Consider the following 18,288-nt stretch of genomic DNA (forward strand, 5'->3'; position numbering starts at 1 on the left):
ATTCTGTTCAAAAAAAAGCCCGCTCAGTTGGCGGGCCGGGGTATCTGTCTGCTAAAGGCAAACGCTCTCTCACCGCCCGTTTTCAGGAGGAGTGCCACCAGCGGATAAGCGTATAATGTTTGAACATTTTCAGATACCTCGTTGTGTGAACTTGCGTACTAGTTAACTGGTTCATGGGAATAAAGTCAACCCCTGATTTCAGAATTTGCGGCGTAACCGTTATGATAGGGCGCTAAATGAGATACACCCTACGGGAGCCGCTTTGAGCGACACGAATTACGCTATTATTTACGATCTTCACTCTCACACTCAGGCCTCAGACGGCTTACTCTCCCCGGAAGAATTGGTTCATCGCGCGGTTGAGATGCGGATAGGCACGCTGGCGATCACCGATCATGACACCACCTCAGCCATTCCCGCTGCCCGGGCTGAGATCCAGCGTGCAGGACTGGACCTGACGCTGATTAACGGCGTGGAGATCTCTACCCTGTGGGAGAATCACGAGATCCACATCGTCGGTCTTAATATCGATATTGAGCATCCGGCGATGGTGACGCTCCTTGAGGAGCAGAAGGCCCGACGTCAGCAGCGCGCCATGCAGATTGGCGAGCGCCTTGAGAAGGCCCACGTTCCTGGCGCGTGGGAAGGGGCGCTGCGCCTCGCCAACGGCGGAGCGGTGACCCGTGGCCACTTTGCCCGCTTCCTTGTTGAGAGCGGCAAAGCCAGCGACGTAGCGGGGGTGTTTAAAAAGTACCTCGCACGCGGTAAAACCGGATACGTTCCGCCCCAGTGGTGTACAATAAAACAAGCTATTGATGTGATTCATCATTCTGGCGGCAAGGCGGTAGTGGCCCATCCTGGGCGCTACGACCTCAGCGCTAAATGGCTGAAAAGGCTGCTGGCCCACTTTGCCGAACAGGGCGGTGATGCGATGGAAGTCGCGCAATGCCAGCAGGCTCCCAACGAGCGCACCCAGCTTGCTGCGTATGCACAGCAGTTTGGTCTCATGGCGTCGCAGGGGTCGGACTTTCATCAGCCCTGCCCGTGGATTGAACTGGGCCGCAAACTGTGGCTACCCGCAGGCGTGGAAGCGGTATGGCAGCTGTGGGAACAGCCTCAACATAATGAGAGGGAAGTATGAGTCAGTTTTTTTATGTGCATCCGGACAATCCCCAGCCGCGCCTGATTAACCAGGCGGTGGAGATTGTGCGTAAGGGTGGGGTGATCGTCTATCCCACCGACTCCGGCTACGCGCTGGGGTGTAAAATCGAAGATAAAGGGGCGATGGAGCGTATCTCCCGCATTCGTCAGCTGCCTGACGGGCACAACTTTACCCTGGTGTGCCGGGATCTCTCCGAGCTGTCGACCTACGCCTTTGTCGACAACGTGGCCTTCCGCTTGATAAAGAACAATACGCCGGGCAACTACACCTTCATCCTTAAGGGGACAAAAGAGGTGCCGCGCCGCCTGTTACAGGAGAAGCGTAAAACCATCGGCCTGCGCGTGCCGTCCAACCCCATCGCTCTGGCTTTGCTGGAGACCCTGGGCGAGCCAATGCTCTCTACTTCTCTAATGCTCCCCGGCAGCGACTTCACCGAGTCCGATCCGGAAGAGATCAAAGATCGTCTGGAGAAGCACGTGGACCTCATTATTCACGGCGGCTATCTCGGACAGCAGCCTACTACGGTGGTCGATCTGACCGATGACTCGCCGGAAGTGATCCGCGAAGGCGTAGGCGATGTGACCCCCTTCCTGTAAGCTTGGTAACATCACCACAGCATCCTGGTGTTTAAAAATTAACCTGGGGCGCTACAGTATTTCATTTAAAATTCGTGTAGTATGTGCGCCCAAGAAATAGAGTGTCCTTTGCACCTATCCAGACGCCTGTGAAGGCGACACCTGAAGGAAGCGCCATGAGCGAGAAATTACAAAAAGTGCTGGCCCGCGCTGGCCACGGCTCCCGCCGTGAAATCGAAGCGATCATTTCAGCCGGGCGCGTCAGCGTCGACGGTAAAATCGCTACCCTGGGCGACCGCGTTGAGGTGATCCCGGGCCTGAAAATTCGTATCGACGGCCATCTTATCTCTGTTAAAGAGTCCGTCGAGCAGATCTGCCGCGTGCTGGCCTATTACAAACCAGAAGGTGAACTCTGTACCCGTAACGATCCGGAAGGACGTCCGACAGTGTTCGATCGCCTGCCGAAGCTGCGCGGGGCGCGCTGGATTGCCGTTGGCCGTCTGGACGTGAACACCTGCGGCCTGCTGCTGTTCACCACCGACGGTGAGCTGGCCAACCGCCTGATGCACCCGAGTCGTGAAGTGGAGCGTGAATACGCCGTGCGCGTGTTTGGCCAGGTTGAAGAGAACAAGATCCGCGATCTCTCTCGTGGCGTGCAGCTGGAGGATGGTCCGGCAGCGTTTAAAACCATTAAGTTCAGCGGCGGCGAGGGTATCAACCAGTGGTACAACGTCACGCTGACCGAAGGGCGTAACCGCGAAGTGCGTCGCCTGTGGGAAGCCGTTGGCGTGCAGGTGAGCCGTCTTATTCGCGTGCGCTACGGTGACATTCTGCTGCCGAAAGGACTGCCGCGTGGTGGCTATACTGAACTGGATCTGGCCCAGACTAACTATCTGCGCGAGCTGGTAGAGTTAACGCCAGAAACCGAATCCAAGGTGGCGGTTGAGAAAGATCGACGCCGCATGAAGGCGAATCAGATCCGCCGGGCGGTTAAACGCCACAGCCAGACCGGCAGCGCGCGTCCGGCTAGCGGACGTCCTGCAAGCGGCAACCGCCGCTCCAGCACCCGCAACAGCAAAGCATAAAGAAAGGGGCCTCGGCCCCTTTTTCGATCTGTCATGCCGGGCGGCGGCGCTGCCTTGCCCGGCCTACGAACGGCTAATAATCAATTCCGATTTGCGCCTTCACGCCAGCCTCGAAGGCGTGCTTGACCGGGCGCAGCTCGCTCACCGTATCGGCCAGCTCCAGAATATCGCGATGGCAGCCGCGGCCGGTAATGATTACTGTCTGCTGGGCCGGACGCTCGCGCAGAGCGTTGAGCACCGTCTCTAAAGGCAGATAGTCATAGGCCACCATATAGGTCAGCTCATCCAGGACCACCATATCTAAAGTCTCATCGGCCAGCATCCGCTGGGCATGTTCCCATACCGTGAGACAGGCAGCGGTATCGGACTCGCGGTTCTGTGTGTCCCAGGTAAAGCCCGTCGCCATCACCTGAAACTCCACGCCGTGCGGCTCCAGCAGGTTGCGCTCGCCGTTGGGCCAGGTTCCTTTAATAAACTGGATCACGCCCACTTTTTTGCCGTGGCCCACCGCACGGGTCACGGTGCCAAAGGCGGCGGTCGTTTTGCCTTTGCCGTTGCCGGTAAAGACGATAAGAATCCCGCGTTCGTCCTGGGCGGCGGCAACGCGCGCATCCACGCGATCCTTCACTTTCTGCTGTCGTTGCTGGTAACGCTCTTCACTCATTGTGCTATTCCCGGTTTGCGTCCAGGCTGAGCATCAAAGCTCATGCCGGTTTTGCGACGGCTGTCATCACCCATCAGCCATAGGTAGAGCGGCATGATATCAGCCGGGGTCTTTAATTTTTGTGGGTCTTCCGACGGAAATGCACTGGCGCGCATTTTTGTCCGCGTACCGCCAGGATTAATGCAGTTAACCCGGAGGTGTTTGCTCTGGTACTCCTCGGCCAGCACCTGCATCATGCCTTCGGTGGCAAATTTGGAGACCGCATAGGCCCCCCAGCCAGCGCGTCCCTGACGGCCTACGCTTGAGGAGGTGAACACCAGCGATCCGGATTCCGACTTGAGTAATAAAGGAAGAAGCGCCTGGGTTAAGTAGAAGGTGGCGTTGACGTTGATCTGCATCACCTGCTCCCAGACGTCAGGCTTCTGCTCATCCATCGGGCAGATATCCCCCAGCATCCCCGCATTATGCAATACCCCGTCCAGGCGAGGAACCGCAGCGTCAATCTGTGCGGCCAGCTGCTGGCACTGTTCCGGCGTACAGGTGGCTAAGTCCAGCGTATACCAGCGGGCAGTCTTGCCGCCCAGCTGTTCAATGCGCTGAGCCGCGGCGCGCAGCTTCTCTTCATTTCTGCCGAGCAGGATCACTTTTGCGCCGTAGCGGGCGTAGGTCAGGGCGGCCTCCAGGCCAATACCGTCGCTGGCACCGGTCACCAGAATAATGCGGTTCTCTAATAAATCTCGTTTTGGCTGGTAGTGCACGGTTTCTCCTTTGCGCTCTCGTTCATCCAGGCGTCGTTTCACAGGATCGGGTCTTGAGGGCTTTATGCCTTAATCTGCTGCTTAATTCAATCATCAAGCTCCCGCATTCACGCTTTGAACCTTTTCAAGTTCTTACAGAGTAAAAAAATCAGCAGGATGGCATGTTACTTCGCATGACGGCAGAAGACGATGCGGGCAGGGTCATGTACACTGGCCTTTACGTTGAGTGGTTTAACCGAGGTGGTACGCGTGGAATTACTATCTGAATACGGGTTGTTTTTAGCCAAGATTGTGACGGTGGTGATTGCCATTGCCGTCGTGGCGATGCTTATTGTTAACCTGACGCAGCGCAAACGCCAGCGCGGAGAGCTGCGCGTCACAAACCTGAGCGAGCAGTATAAAGAGATGCAGGAGGAGCTTTCCGTCTCTCTGCTCGATACGCACCGGCAGAAGCTGTGGCACAAGGCGCAGAAAAAGCGCGTGAAGCAGGAGGCCAAAGAGGCGAAGGCCAGCGCGAAGCTTGGCGTCCCGGCGGTCTCCAACAAAGCGCGTGCGTACGTGCTGGACTTTAAAGGCAGTATGGATGCGCATGAAGTCAGTAGCCTGCGGGAGGAGATCACCGCCGTACTTACCGTCGCTAAACCTGAAGATCGCGTGGTGCTGCGCCTCGAAAGCCCTGGCGGCGTCGTTCACGGCTACGGCCTGGCATCGTCCCAGCTGCAACGCCTGCGCGATAAGAACATTCCGCTCACCGTCGCCGTCGATAAAGTGGCTGCCAGCGGTGGCTATATGATGGCCTGCGTGGCGGACAAGATTGTGGCCGCACCCTTTGCGATTGTGGGATCCATCGGCGTTGTGGCGCAAATCCCCAACCTGAACCGCTTTCTGAAAAGCAAAGATATCGATATTGAATTGCATACTGCTGGTCAATATAAACGCACGTTAACTCTGCTTGGAGAGAACACCGAAGAGGGGCGGCAGAAGTTTCGCGAAAGCCTGAACGAAACTCACGATCTCTTCAAATCCTTTGTTAAGCAGATGCGTCCTTCATTAGATATTGAGTCCGTGGCCACCGGTGAACACTGGTACGGCGTTCAGGCGCAGGAGAAGGGGCTGGTTGATGAGGTAGGGACCAGCGACGAGCTGCTGCTTGGCCTGATCAAGGAGTTCGAGGTGATCGGTATTCGCTACACCCGCCGCAAGAAATTAATGGATCGCTTCACCAGCAGCGCGGCGGAGAGCGCCGATCGGCTGCTGCTACGCTGGTGGCAGCGGGGTGAAAAGCCGCTGCTGTAAACGGCGATAATAGAGGAGCGAGGCGCATTGCCTCGCTCTGTTTATTCCGCCAGTGTATATTTCTCTGACAGTACGTGGGCAAGATGTTTGAACATGTTAAACACCGCCGTACTCTTCGCTGTGGGCAGGCCCTGCTCATCAAGAAAATAGTCGCCGCTGAAAATCAGAATGCCGTTACGTTCGGTGACGTTGGTGGCTTCGATACCCTGCACATAATCCTCATGCTCGCGGATGATCTCATTCGCTTTCGCCAGCAGTGACTGACGATCGATCGGTAGAACTGACTCTTGCATAGTTACCTCCATAAACGTTGTCGATATTCTACGTCCAGGGGGACAAATGGGGCAAATTTTCCCTGCTATCAAGAGGGCTTTTACCCCATTCCACCGTTGGCGCGATCCGTTTTTGCATGCTAATAAAGTTGCGTAACAAATTTTATCAGGTAGAGTGTGCGCTTTCGTCAATCTGGCAACAGATTTGCTTGACATTCGACCTTAAGTTCGTCGTTCTCATCCCCTCAGGCGCGGAAAAACCTGTTAACTCAGTCACCTGGAAGTCTTAATTTCAGCGTCTGGTTATGAAAAGGGGTTGATATCCAGTGACGTCGCCGCTATATCTGAGGCACGTCGCCAGGGGATGGTGAGTCAACGTGCGGCGTATTCCTGGAAGAATCAAATTAGGTAAAGGTGAATATGGGTAAAGCTCTCGTTATCGTTGAGTCCCCGGCAAAAGCCAAAACGATCAATAAGTATCTGGGTAGTGACTACGTGGTTAAGTCCAGCGTCGGTCATATCCGCGATTTGCCGACCAGTGGCTCAGCCGCCAAAAAGAGCGCTGACTCTGCCTCCACCAAAACGGCTAAGAAGCCCAAAAAGGATGAACGTGGCGCGCTAGTCAATCGTATGGGCGTCGACCCATGGCACGGCTGGGATGCGCGCTATGAAGTGCTCCCCGGCAAAGAGAAAGTGGTCTCTGAGCTGAAATCGCTGGCCGAAAAAGCCGATCATATCTATCTCGCAACCGACCTTGACCGCGAAGGGGAAGCCATTGCCTGGCACCTGCGGGAGGTGATCGGGGGCGATGAGACGCGCTACAGCCGCGTCGTGTTTAATGAAATTACCAAGAATGCTATCCGTCAGGCTTTCGAAAAGCCGGGCGAGCTCAATATCGACCGGGTTAATGCCCAGCAGGCGCGTCGCTTTATGGACCGCGTCGTTGGCTACATGGTCTCGCCGCTGCTGTGGAAAAAGATCGCCCGTGGTCTCTCTGCCGGACGCGTGCAGTCGGTTGCCGTACGGCTGGTGGTGGAGCGCGAGCGTGAAATCAAAGCTTTCGTGCCGGAAGAGTACTGGGAAGTGGACGCCAACGTCGCGACACCGGCCGGTGACTCTCTGGCGCTGCAGGTAACGCATCAGCAGGACAAACCGTTCCGCCCGGTTAACCGCGAGCAGACTATGTCGGCGGTTAGCCTGCTGGAGAAGGCCCGCTACACCGTAGCCGATCGGGAAGATAAGCCGACCAGCAGCAAGCCGGGCGCGCCGTTCATCACCTCGACGCTACAGCAGGCGGCCAGCACCCGTCTCGGCTTCGGCGTGAAGAAAACCATGATGATGGCCCAGCGTCTCTATGAGGCAGGCCACATTACCTATATGCGTACCGACTCAACCAACCTGAGCCAGGACGCGGTGAACATGGCCCGCAGCTATATTACCGAAAACTTCGGCAAGAAATACCTGCCGGAGAGCCCGATCCAGTACTCCAGCAAAGAGAACTCACAGGAAGCGCACGAAGCGATTCGTCCTTCTGACGTGGCGGTCGTGTCGGAGTCGCTGAAGGATATGGAAAACGATGCGCAGAAGCTCTACCAGCTGATCTGGCGTCAGTTCGTTGCCTGCCAGATGACGCCGGCCCAGTACGACTCGACAACGCTGACCGTGGAAGCGAGCGAGTTCCGCCTGAAGGCGCGCGGTCGCACGCTGCGGTTTGACGGCTGGACCAAAGTGATGCCTGCGCTACGTAAAAACGATGAAGATCGCACCCTGCCGCCGGTCAACAAAGGCGATGTGGTGTCGCTGATCGAGTTGACCCCGGCCCAGCACTTTACCAAGCCGCCGGCGCGTTTCAGCGAGGCCTCGCTGGTCAAAGAGTTGGAAAAACGCGGCATTGGTCGCCCGTCTACCTATGCGTCGATCATCTCGACTATTCAGGATCGCGGCTACGTGCGGGTGGAAAACCGTCGTTTCTACGCCGAGAAGATGGGGGAGATCGTTACCGATCGGCTGGAAGAGAACTTCCGCGAGCTGATGAACTACGACTTCACCGCGCAGATGGAAGACAGTCTCGACCAGGTGGCGAATCACGAAACCGAATGGAAAGGCGTGCTGGACAACTTCTTTAGCGACTTTACCAAGCAGCTGGAGAAAGCCGAGCAGGATCCGGAAGAGGGCGGTATGCGCCCGAACCAGATGGTGCTGACCAGCATCGACTGCCCGACCTGTGGTCGAAAAATGGGCATTCGCACAGCGAGCACCGGCGTCTTCCTGGGCTGTTCAGGCTATGCGCTGCCGCCAAAAGAGCGCTGCAAAACCACTATTAATCTGGTGCCGGAGAACGAGGTTCTCAACGTGCTGGAGGGCGATGATGCCGAAACTAACGCCCTGCGTGCGAAACGCCGCTGCGTGAAGTGCGGCACGGCGATGGACAGCTACCTGATCGATCCGAAGCGCAAGCTGCACGTGTGCGGTAACAACCCCACCTGCGACGGCTACGAGATCGAAGAGGGTGAGTTCCGCATCAAAGGCTATGACGGTCCGATCGTCGAGTGCGAGAAGTGTGGTTCTGAAATGCACCTGAAGATGGGGCGCTTCGGTAAATACATGGCCTGTACCAACGACGACTGTAAAAATACGCGTAAGATCCTGCGTAACGGCGAAGTTGCACCGCCGAAGGAAGATCCGGTTCCGCTGCCGGAGCTGCCGTGCGAGAAGTCAGATGCTTATTTCGTGCTGCGTGACGGTGCAGCCGGGGTCTTCCTGGCGGCGAATACCTTCCCGAAATCGCGAGAAACCCGTGCGCCGCTGGTGGAAGAGCTGTACCGCTTCCGCGATCGTCTGCCGGAGAAGCTGCGCTACCTGGCCGATGCGCCGCAGCAGGATCCTGCCGGAAACAAGACTATGGTTCGCTTTAGCCGCAAGACCAAGCAGCAGTACGTTGCCTCAGAGAAAGAGGGTAAGGCCACCGGCTGGTCCGCCTTCTTTATTGATGGTAAATGGGTAGAAGCTAAAAAGTAAGCCTGCAATTTTCTCCTCAAGGGCCGGTTATCCGGCCCTTTCTTATAACCGTCATTATTATTTTTTGAACATATCTATACACTGTAGATATAAATGATATAGTGGTTATAGCTACTTCCTCTCTTATTATTAAATCGTCTTAGACGATGTCGTGTGCGCAAAATCGGATGGTCCGTCATGAAACTACAGCAGCTTCGCTATATTGTTGAGGTGGTCAACCATAACCTTAACGTCTCATCTACTGCCGAAGGGCTCTACACATCCCAGCCTGGAATCAGTAAGCAGGTTCGTATGCTGGAGGACGAACTGGGGATCCAGATTTTTGCCCGCAGCGGTAAGCATCTTACTCAGGTTACGCCTGCCGGACAGGAGATCATCCGCATTGCCCGCGAGGTGCTATCCAAGGTAGAAGCGATAAAATCGGTCGCGGGGGAGCACACCTGGCCGGATAAGGGGTCGCTCTACGTTGCTACAACCCATACCCAGGCCCGCTACGCGCTGCCCAACGTAATCAAAGGCTTTATCGAGCGCTATCCACGCGTTTCGTTGCATATGCATCAGGGATCGCCGACGCAGATTGCCGAAGCGGTATCCAAGGGCAATGCGGACTTTGCCATCGCTACCGAAGCGCTGCATCTCTATGACGACCTGGTGATGCTGCCATGCTACCACTGGAACCGCTCTATCGTGGTTACTCCGGATCATCCGCTGGCGGGCAAGCAGTCGGTAAGTATTGAAGAGCTGGCCCAGTACCCGCTGGTGACCTATACCTTTGGCTTTACCGGCCGCTCCGAGCTGGATACTGCCTTTAACCGTGCCGGGCTGTCGCCGCGTATTGTTTTTACCGCCACCGATGCCGACGTGATCAAAACCTACGTTCGCCTTGGGCTGGGCGTTGGGGTCATTGCCAGCATGGCGGTGGATCCTGTCTCCGATCCCGATCTGGTCAAGCTGGATGCGCAGGGCGTGTTTAGTCATAGCACGACTAAAATCGGTTTCCGCCGCAGCACGTTTTTACGCAGCTACATGTATGACTTTATCCAGCGCTTCGCTCCGCATCTTACCCGTGACGTCGTTGATACCGCCGTCGCGCTGCGTTCGAATGAAGATATCGAAGCGATGTTCCATGACATCAAACTGCCGGAAAAATAACAGAAGGGCGACAAAAGTAGTCTCTAATGTGGCGCAGCGCAAATTACCTTCTACAATACTCTCTTCGCGATCATAACATCGAATATTTCGCTCGAAATGATTCGTAAATTCGCTGGATTTTAGGCTAAAGTTTCTTTAGGATTTGTCCTATGTAATGATTACTTAAACCTATTGTTCGGTGTCAATATGATAAGCGATGTCGATTGTGTGAGGTTAGCAATGCCTGCAGGAAGTGAAGAACCGCAAAGGGATCCCGCGCTGAAGCGTAAAGCATGGCTGGCGGTGTTTCTGGGTTCAGCCTTCTTCTGGGCAGTTGTGGCACTAGTTATCTGGAAATTTTGGGGTTAAGCCAATGGCAATTACCGAGCGGTTAAATCCGGTTCAGGACCGCTGCCGGTCCCCTAAACATACCTGTCAGGGTGAACGTGAGACAGCGGTGCAGATCCCGGCCAGCTGGCAACTCACGGCCGCGCAGAAAGCGTTTATTGACTCTTTCGCTGACGATAAGCAAAAAAAATAGCGGTTATCCTGTCCTGATGAAACCTCGCCCCGGCGGGGTTTTTTGCTCTCTAATGCCCTGAAATGTGCGCTATTTAGCTATTTGGGTTGTTATCAAAACGTTACGGCATGTTTGTGTTATCTTTAATACAGACCCTGATACCAGTCAGGGTATCGATACTCTGTATTAGGAGGAGCTTATGTCGTCTACCCTACGCGAAGCCAGTAAGGACACGTTGCAGGCAGAGAACAAAACCTGGCACTATTACAGTCTGCCGCTGGCCGCAAAGGCGCTTGGGGATATTTCCCGCTTACCCAAGTCACTTAAAGTACTGCTGGAAAACCTTCTGCGCTGGCAGGATGAGGATTCCGTCACCGAAGAGGATATTCGTGCGCTGGCCGGGTGGCTCCAGTCCGCCCACGCCGATCGTGAAATCGCCTATCGCCCGGCAAGGGTGCTTATGCAGGACTTCACCGGCGTGCCTGCCGTGGTCGACCTGGCCGCCATGCGCGAAGCGGTTAAACGTCTCGGCGGCGATACCGCAAAAGTTAACCCTCTCTCTCCCGTCGATCTGGTGATCGACCACTCCGTTACCGTCGATCACTTCGGTGACGATGACGCTTTTGAAGAGAACGTCCGTCTGGAGATGGAGCGTAACCACGAGCGCTACCAGTTTCTGCGCTGGGGGCAGCAGGCATTCAGCCGCTTCAGCGTGGTTCCACCCGGAACCGGCATCTGCCATCAGGTAAACCTTGAGTACCTGGGAAAGGCGGTCTGGAGCGAACTGCAGGATAAAGAGTGGGTCGCCTATCCGGATACGCTGGTGGGCACCGACTCGCATACCACTATGATTAACGGCCTGGGCGTGTTGGGCTGGGGCGTTGGCGGTATAGAAGCGGAGGCCGCCATGTTGGGCCAGCCGGTTTCGATGCTGATCCCTGACGTGGTCGGCTTCAAGCTGACCGGCAAGCTTAATGAAGGGATCACCGCCACCGATCTGGTGCTGACCGTAACCCAAATGCTGCGTAAGCATGGCGTGGTAGGTAAATTCGTTGAGTTTTACGGCGACGGTCTCGATCACCTCCCGCTGGCGGATCGCGCGACTATCGCTAATATGGCCCCGGAGTATGGCGCAACCTGCGGCTTCTTCCCTATTGATGACGTCACCCTCAACTATATGCGGCTGAGCGGCCGTAGCGAAGAGCAGGTGGCGCTGGTAGAGGCGTATACCAAAGCGCAGGGAATGTGGCGCAATCCGGGCGACGAGCCGGTCTTCACCAGCACTCTCGAACTTAATATGGCTGATGTCGAGGCCAGCGTCGCCGGGCCGAAACGCCCTCAGGACCGCGTTCTGCTTAGCGAAGTACCGAAGGCGTTTGCCGCCAGTTCAGAGCTTGAGCTGAATCACTCCCAGAAAGATCGCCAGGCGGTAGAGTATTCGCTGAACGGGCATCAATATCAGCTGCCGGACGGGGCGGTGGTTATCGCGGCGATCACCTCCTGTACCAATACATCCAACCCAAGCGTGCTGATGGCGGCAGGTCTGCTGGCGAAAAAAGCCGTGCAGCTGGGGCTGAAGCGCCAGCCGTGGGTGAAAGCCTCGCTGGCACCCGGCTCAAAAGTGGTCTCAGACTATCTCGCTCAGGCCAGACTCACTCCCTGGCTGGATGAGCTGGGCTTCAACCTGGTGGGTTACGGCTGTACCACCTGTATCGGTAACTCCGGACCGCTGCCCGATCCCATCGAGCAGGCCATTAAGAAAGGGGATTTGACCGTCGGGGCGGTGCTCTCTGGTAACCGAAACTTTGAGGGGCGTATTCATCCGCTGGTTAAGACCAACTGGCTGGCATCGCCGCCGCTGGTGGTGGCCTATGCGCTGGCGGGGAATATGAATATCAACCTGGCTACCGATCCCATCGGCAATGACCGGAAGGGCGATCCGGTCTACCTGAAGGATATCTGGCCCTCGGGCAGTGAGATTGCCCGGGCCGTCGAGCATGTATCTACCGACATGTTCCGCAAAGAGTATGCCGAGGTGTTTGAAGGTTCGGATGAGTGGAAGTCGATTGAAGTTGATCGCTCAGATACCTATAGCTGGCAGGATGACTCGACCTACATCCGCCTGTCGCCGTTCTTTGATGAGATGCTGGCCACGCCGAAGCAGGTAGAAGATATCCACGGGGCGCGGATCCTGGCGATGTTGGGTGACTCCGTCACCACCGACCACATCTCACCGGCGGGCAGCATCAAGCCCGACAGCCCGGCGGGACGCTACCTGCAGGGGCACGGCGTTGAGCGCCGGGACTTCAACTCTTACGGGTCACGCCGGGGTAACCACGAAGTGATGATGCGCGGTACGTTCGCAAACATCCGTATCCGTAACGAGATGGTGCCCGGCATTGAGGGTGGGATGACCCGACATCTGCCGGGTAGCGAAGTGATCTCTATCTATGACGCGGCTATGCGTTACCAGAAAGAGGGGACGCCGCTGGCAGTCATTGCCGGGAAAGAGTACGGGTCAGGCTCCAGTCGTGACTGGGCTGCCAAGGGACCGCGCCTGCTGGGCATCCGCGTCGTGATTGCCGAGTCGTTTGAGCGTATTCACCGCTCGAATTTGATTGGTATGGGGATCCTGCCGCTGGAGTTTCCGCAGGGCGTGACGCGTAAAACGCTGGCGTTGACGGGGGAAGAGAAGATCGATGTGGAAAATCTGACGCAGCTTAAGCCGGGAGCGACTATTCCGGTGCGTCTGACCCGTGCGGACGGTAGCCAGGAGACGATAGATTGCCGCTGTCGAATTGATACCGGCACCGAGCTAACCTACTACCAGAACGATGGCATCCTGCACTACGTAATCCGTAATATGCTGTAAATCAGTCATGCCCGGCTTACATAATCGTGTAGGCCGGGTAAGGCGAATGCCGCCGCCCGGCGTTTACCCGCCTCAATTAACCCAGCAGATGACCCATCTTGGCCGCTTTGGTATCGAGGTAGTGCTCGTTATTAGGGTTACGGCCGACAATCAGCGCCACGCGCTCAACGATATTAATCCCAGCCTCGGTAAGGATCTCTACCTTACGCGGGTTATTGGTTAACAACCGTACCTCATCCACGCCCAGTAGCTTGAACATGTCCGCACACAGGGTGAAGTCGCGCTCGTCGGCGGCAAAGCCCAGCTGATGGTTGGCTTCAACGGTATCAAAGCCCTGATCCTGCAGCGCGTAGGCGCGAATTTTATTCAGCAGACCAATATTGCGTCCCTCCTGGCGATGATACAGAAGGATACCGCGACCCTCTTCAGCGATGTGGGAGAGGGCGGCCTCAAGCTGAAAACCGCAGTCGCAGCGCAGGCTGAACAGGGCATCGCCGGTCAGGCACTCTGAATGGACGCGGGCAAGCACCGGCGTCTGGCCAGAGATGTCGCCATAAACCAGGGCAACGTGATCCTGTCCGGTTGCCAGTTCTTCAAATCCCACCATCAGGAAGTCGCCCCAGGGGGTTGGCAGTTTGGCTTCTGCCACACGTTTAAGCTGCATGTGATTCTCCAGATTAAGCTGGCACTTTCTGTGCCCATAGCCTTCAGGCTTTCTGTCTGCGTCTATTTTGCCACAAGGCGCGCCACTTCACTAATCGCCACCGTGACTTACAAAGATTAAGCGCACAAATCCGTCAAATCCGCCGAACATGTTATTTTTCAGTTATTATTGTGTGTCTTAACTTAAAGGGAAAGAAAATGCTCTCAATCGCAAGGCGAATTGCCGCCGGAACAGGACTTCTGCTCATTATGCCACTGCTGGTGTGGCTCTTCGGCTGGCACTGGCAGCCTGGCGGCCACAGCGGCTGGCTTAAGGTGCTCTACTGGGTCACCGAAACAGTTACTCAGCCGTGGGGCATTATTACTCACGTCATATTGTGCGGCTGGTTTTTGTGGTGTCTACGCTTTCGCCTGAAGGCAGCGTTAATGCTTTTTGCGATCCTTGGCGGGGCAATCGTCCTTGGTCAGGGGGTAAAATCCTGGGTTAAAACCCAGGCCCAGGAGCCACGGCCCTTCGTCGTCTGGCTCGAAAAATCTCACCAAATTCCGGTAGATAAGTTCTACACTTTAAAGCGTAAGGAACGCGGCGCGCTGGTTCAGGAGCAGCTTACCGAGCAGGACAACGTGCCAGATTTTTTACGCAAGCACTGGCAGAAAGAGACCGGCTTTGCCTTCCCCTCTGGCCACACTATGTTCGCCGCCAGCTGGGCGCTGTTGGGCGTAGGTCTGCTGTGGCCTCGCCGTCGGACGGTAACCATCGTCGTGCTGATGGTATGGGCCGTGCTGGTGATGGGGAGTCGACTGCTGTTGGGCATGCACTGGCCGCAGGATCTGGCGGTGGCTACGCTCATCTCTGGCATTCTTGTTACCCTGGCGACCTGGCTTGCGCAACGCCTCTGCGGCCCGCTGACGCCGCCGGTTAAAGAGGATATAGAGATAGCCCAACGGGAAGAGAAAAATGAGTAAGGCTGCCTGAGCATTGAATTTCCGCTTTTTGGCCTTACATCATCTGGATATCACGGTTTTCCATTTCGTCCGCTGCGCGAAAATGGTAGTTTATAAGGCTGGATGCAGCAGGTTGAACAGAATTTATTCGCCCTAAGCCACATAACGGGAAGTAATGTGAAATATCTACTCATTTTCTTACTGGTGTTAGCAATCTTTGTCGTTTCCGTCACGCTGGGTGCGCAAAACGATCAACAGGTGACGTTCAATTTCCTGCTGGCGCAGGGGGAATATCGTATCTCTACGCTGCTGGCGGTCCTGTTTGCCGCGGGCTTTGCTATCGGCTGGCTGATCTGCGGTCTCTTCTGGCTGCGCGTGCGGGTCTCTCTGGCGCGGGCAGAGCGTAAGATCAAACGTCTCGAACAGCAAATCGCCCCTGCAACGGCTGCCCCTGTAACGACTGCCCCTGTAACGAATAGCGTTCCGGTAACGACCGCTACGACTCCGGCCGTCAAGGAATAACAGGCTATGCTGGAGCTGTTGTTTCTGCTGTTACCTGTAGCAGCCGCCTACGGCTGGTATATGGGCCGCAGAAGTGCGCAACAAACAAAGCAGGATGAGGCCAACCGGCTGTCGCGAGATTACGTCGCCGGCGTCAACTTCCTGCTCAGTAACCAACAGGACAAGGCGGTTGATCTGTTCCTCGATATGCTCAAAGAGGATACCGGCACCGTTGAGGCGCATCTCACCCTGGGCAACCTGTTCCGCTCCCGGGGCGAGGTAGATCGCGCCATTCGCATCCATCAAACCCTGATGGAGAGCGCTTCCCTCTCCTACGATCAGCGCCTGCTGGCGGTGCAGCAGCTGGGCCGCGACTACATGGCCGCTGGCATGTACGATCGCGCCGAAGATATGTTCAACCAGCTGGTGGACGAAACCGATTTTCGCATCGGGGCGCTACAGCAGCTTCTGCAGATCTACCAGGCTACCAGCGAGTGGCAAAAGGCGATCGACGTGGCCGAGCGGCTGGTCAAGCTGGGTAAAGATAAACAGCGTGGCGAAATTGCCCATTTTTACTGCGAGCTTGCGCTACAGCAGATGGGCAACGACGATATGGATCGTGCGATGGCGCTGCTGAAAAAGGGCGCAGCCGCCGACCGCTCCAGCCCGCGCGTCTCTATTATGATGGGGCGCGTGCTGATGGCCAAAGGCGACTATGCTAAAGCAGTGGAGAGCCTGCTGCGGGTAATCGATCAGGATAAAGAGCTGGTCAGCGAAACCCTGGAGATGCTGCAAACCTGCTATCTGCAGCTGGGCAAAACCGAGGAGTGGGCCGAGTTTCTTACCCGCTGCGTTGAAGAGAACGTCGGCGCGACTGCCGATCTGATGCTGGCAGAAATTATCGACCAGCGTGAAGGCCAGGATCAGGCTCAGGTGGCGGTAACCCGTCAGCTGCAGCGCCATCCGACTATGCGCGTCTTCCATAAGCTGATGGACTATCACCTGCACGATGCCGAAGAGGGGCGGGCAAAAGAGAGCCTGATGGCGCTGCGTGACATGGTGGGAGAACAGATCCGCAGCAAGCCGCGCTACCGCTGTCAAAAATGCGGTTTCACGGCCTACACTATGTACTGGCACTGTCCCTCCTGTCGTGCCTGGTCAACGGTGAAGCCAATTCGCGGCCTCGACGGCCAGTAATTTAAAAAAAGATCCTCTTTAGTTACAACATCCTTTAATAAACTCTCTTAAAAGCAGACACCGAGCCAACCATGTCAGGCAGTGTAAAATGCGCCCTGTCAATTTTCCGCGCTCGCAGTTAGAATGCTGCCCGTTTATTCCGTTTGCGCCCGCGCGTGCTCATCAACAAGAAGGTCTGGTCATGACGTCTACTGCTTCATCTTCTTCCCCATCTCTGTGCCACTCTCCCGTTGTGGTTGCCCTGGACTATGCCAGCCGCGATCTCGCCCTGGAGTTTGTCGATCGCATTAATCCCGTCGACTGCCGTCTGAAAGTAGGCAAAGAGATGTTTACCCGTTTCGGGCCGCAGTTTGTGCGCGAGCTTCACCAGCGCGGCTTCGACGTGTTTCTCGATCTGAAGTTTCATGACATTCCTAATACCGCAGCCCATGCGGTAGCCGCCGCAGCCGACCTCGGCGTCTGGATGGTCAACGTCCACGCTTCCGGCGGCGCGCGTATGATGAGCGCTGCCCGCGAGGCGCTGGTGCCGTTTGGCAAAGACGCGCCGCTGCTTATTGCCGTTACGGTACTGACCAGCATGGAAGCCAGCGATCTGCTTGACCTGGGCATCACCAGCACGCCAGCCGAGCATGCCGAGCGCCTGGCGCGCCTGACGAAGCAGTGTGGCCTGGATGGCGTTGTCTGCTCTGCACAAGAGGCAGTGCGCTTCAAGAGCGTGCTGGGGCACGAGTTTAAGCTGGTGACGCCGGGGATCCGTCCTGAAGGCAGCGAGGTGGGCGATCAGCGCCGGATCATGACGCCGCAGCAGGCGCTGGTAGCTGGGGTGGACTATATGGTTATTGGCCGGCCGGTGACCCAGTCTACCGATCCTGCCCAGACCCTTAACATCATTAACGCGTCGCTGAATTTGGGGGCGTAATGAAAGAGAGTAATAGCCGTTTAGTTTATTCCACTGAAACCGGGCGTATTGATGAGCCAAAAGCGGCCCCTGAACGACCAAAAGGCGATGGCATCGTGCGCATTCAGCGGCAAACCAGCGGACGCAAAGGTAAGGGGGTCTGCCTGATTACCGGCGTTGAAGGTGATGATGAAGCGCTAAACAAGCTGGCCGCCGAACTGAAGAAGAAGTGCGGATGCGGCGGATCGGTGAAAGAGGGCGTCATTGAAATTCAGGGTGATAAGCGCGATCTGCTTAAAACGCTGCTTGAAGCCAAAGGGATGAAAGTGAAACTGGCGGGCGGCTAAGGCTAAATAAGCCACGACGTATGCCGTGGCTTTATATCTGTACTGCGTTATTCAGATCTGCAAGAAAGTATTATGGCGTTACCAGAACGCTTTATTCGTTCTTTTAAAGACCTGCTACGTCGTATAATTAGTCGACCTGATGACCGATAATCCCGCCTACCGCTGCGCCGCCCAGAGTACCCAGGGTGCTGCCATCGGTTAAGACTGAGCCACCGATTGCACCTGCGCCCGCACCGATAGCGGTGTTGCGATCGCGTTTAGACCAGTTTGAACATGCGCTCAGAGACATTGCCAGTGTTACAGCCAGTACGACAGTTGCCGCTTTTTTGCTCGATAACATCATAATACTTTCTCCTGAAATTTCGATTCACGGAAAGAAATCTC

Annotated in this window: 18 protein-coding genes and 1 other annotated feature; of the genes, 13 read left to right on the plus strand and 5 right to left on the minus strand. The window is 56.1% G+C overall.

Going from position 1 to position 18,288, the window contains the following annotated elements:
* Positions 1–9: 9 nt before the first annotated feature.
* Positions 10–106, minus strand: a sequence feature (Trp leader region).
* A 156-nt stretch (positions 107–262) separates the two neighbouring features.
* The 3 genes from rnm to rluB all read left to right on the plus strand — a co-directional run bounded on the left by rnm (position 263) and on the right by rluB (position 2,822).
* Positions 263–1,141 (plus strand): RNase RNM, encoded by an 879-nt coding sequence (gene rnm / locus RTM13_RS01455; protein WP_312209520.1) that lies wholly within the window; start codon positions 263–265, stop codon positions 1,139–1,141.
* Positions 1,138–1,758 (plus strand): L-threonylcarbamoyladenylate synthase, encoded by a 621-nt coding sequence (locus tag RTM13_RS01460; protein ID WP_312209522.1) that lies wholly within the window; start codon positions 1,138–1,140, stop codon positions 1,756–1,758. The genes rnm and RTM13_RS01460 overlap by 4 nt, the downstream gene beginning before the upstream one ends.
* 155 nt (positions 1,759–1,913) lie before the next feature.
* Positions 1,914–2,822, plus strand: coding sequence for a 23S rRNA pseudouridine(2605) synthase RluB (gene rluB, locus RTM13_RS01465; protein ID WP_312209524.1), 909 nt, complete (start codon positions 1,914–1,916; stop codon positions 2,820–2,822).
* 73 nt (positions 2,823–2,895) lie between these two features.
* Here rluB and cobO read toward each other — a convergent pair whose 3' ends face one another.
* Positions 2,896–3,486 carry a cob(I)yrinic acid a,c-diamide adenosyltransferase gene (cobO, locus tag RTM13_RS01470; RefSeq protein ID WP_312209525.1) on the minus strand — a complete coding sequence of 197 codons (591 nt, stop codon included), beginning with the start codon at positions 3,484–3,486 and terminating at the stop codon, positions 2,896–2,898.
* The gene (locus RTM13_RS01475; RefSeq protein ID WP_312210110.1) at positions 3,483–4,244 is read right to left on the minus strand and encodes a YciK family oxidoreductase; all 762 of its coding nucleotides are present in this window, start codon (positions 4,242–4,244) and stop codon (positions 3,483–3,485) included. The genes cobO and RTM13_RS01475 overlap by 4 nt, the downstream gene beginning before the upstream one ends.
* Positions 4,245–4,493: 249 nt before the next feature.
* Here RTM13_RS01475 and sohB point away from each other — a divergent pair, with 249 nt between their 5' ends.
* Complete coding sequence (gene sohB / locus RTM13_RS01480) at positions 4,494–5,540, plus strand: protease SohB (RefSeq protein ID WP_312209527.1); 1,047 nt, start codon at positions 4,494–4,496, stop codon at positions 5,538–5,540.
* Between the two features lie 41 nt (positions 5,541–5,581).
* Here the strand turns inward: sohB and RTM13_RS01485 are convergent, their stop codons facing one another.
* Positions 5,582–5,833, minus strand: coding sequence for a YciN family protein (locus tag RTM13_RS01485; protein WP_042394314.1), 252 nt, complete (start codon positions 5,831–5,833; stop codon positions 5,582–5,584).
* Between the two features lie 399 nt (positions 5,834–6,232).
* Here RTM13_RS01485 and topA point away from each other — a divergent pair, with 399 nt between their 5' ends.
* From topA to acnA, 4 genes are all read left to right on the plus strand, one after another.
* Positions 6,233–8,830 carry a type I DNA topoisomerase gene (topA, locus tag RTM13_RS01490; protein ID WP_312209529.1) on the plus strand — a complete coding sequence of 866 codons (2,598 nt, stop codon included), beginning with the start codon at positions 6,233–6,235 and terminating at the stop codon, positions 8,828–8,830.
* A 177-nt stretch (positions 8,831–9,007) separates the two neighbouring features.
* Positions 9,008–9,982, plus strand: a complete 975-nt coding sequence (gene cysB, locus RTM13_RS01495; protein ID WP_312209531.1) for an HTH-type transcriptional regulator CysB — start codon at positions 9,008–9,010, stop codon at positions 9,980–9,982.
* 207 nt (positions 9,983–10,189) lie between these two features.
* Positions 10,190–10,330, plus strand: a complete 141-nt coding sequence (locus RTM13_RS01500; RefSeq protein WP_312210112.1) for a YmiA family putative membrane protein — start codon at positions 10,190–10,192, stop codon at positions 10,328–10,330.
* 350 nt (positions 10,331–10,680) lie between these two features.
* Complete coding sequence (gene acnA, locus RTM13_RS01505; protein WP_312209533.1) at positions 10,681–13,353, plus strand: aconitate hydratase AcnA; 2,673 nt, start codon at positions 10,681–10,683, stop codon at positions 13,351–13,353.
* A gap of 76 nt (positions 13,354–13,429) precedes the next feature.
* On the opposite strand, the gene ribA is transcribed toward acnA, so the two are convergent.
* Complete coding sequence (gene ribA / locus RTM13_RS01510) at positions 13,430–14,017, minus strand: GTP cyclohydrolase II (protein ID WP_312209535.1); 588 nt, start codon at positions 14,015–14,017, stop codon at positions 13,430–13,432.
* A gap of 197 nt (positions 14,018–14,214) precedes the next feature.
* On the opposite strand from ribA, the gene pgpB reads away from it, so the two are divergent.
* From pgpB to yciH, 5 genes are all read left to right on the plus strand, one after another.
* On the plus strand, positions 14,215–14,982 hold the full coding sequence (pgpB, locus tag RTM13_RS01515; RefSeq protein ID WP_312209537.1) for a phosphatidylglycerophosphatase B: 768 nt from the start codon (positions 14,215–14,217) through the stop codon (positions 14,980–14,982).
* A 156-nt stretch (positions 14,983–15,138) separates the two neighbouring features.
* Positions 15,139–15,483: a LapA family protein gene (locus tag RTM13_RS01520; protein WP_312209538.1), complete on the plus strand. Its 345-nt coding sequence runs from the start codon at positions 15,139–15,141 to the stop codon at positions 15,481–15,483.
* A gap of 6 nt (positions 15,484–15,489) precedes the next feature.
* Positions 15,490–16,659: a lipopolysaccharide assembly protein LapB gene (gene lapB, locus RTM13_RS01525; protein WP_312209540.1), complete on the plus strand. Its 1,170-nt coding sequence runs from the start codon at positions 15,490–15,492 to the stop codon at positions 16,657–16,659.
* 181 nt (positions 16,660–16,840) lie between these two features.
* Positions 16,841–17,578 (plus strand): orotidine-5'-phosphate decarboxylase, encoded by a 738-nt coding sequence (pyrF, locus tag RTM13_RS01530; RefSeq protein ID WP_312209542.1) that lies wholly within the window; start codon positions 16,841–16,843, stop codon positions 17,576–17,578.
* Positions 17,578–17,904 (plus strand): stress response translation initiation inhibitor YciH, encoded by a 327-nt coding sequence (gene yciH / locus RTM13_RS01535; RefSeq protein WP_312209544.1) that lies wholly within the window; start codon positions 17,578–17,580, stop codon positions 17,902–17,904. Before pyrF ends, yciH begins: the two co-directional genes overlap by 1 nt.
* A 127-nt stretch (positions 17,905–18,031) precedes the next feature.
* Here the strand turns inward: yciH and osmB are convergent, their stop codons facing one another.
* Complete coding sequence (osmB, locus tag RTM13_RS01540) at positions 18,032–18,247, minus strand: osmotically-inducible lipoprotein OsmB (protein WP_042394288.1); 216 nt, start codon at positions 18,245–18,247, stop codon at positions 18,032–18,034.
* Positions 18,248–18,288: the final 41 nt, after the last annotated feature.

It is taken from the genome of Pseudescherichia sp., from assembly GCF_031979925.1.
Taxonomy (GTDB): Bacteria; Pseudomonadota; Gammaproteobacteria; order Enterobacterales; family Enterobacteriaceae; genus Pseudescherichia.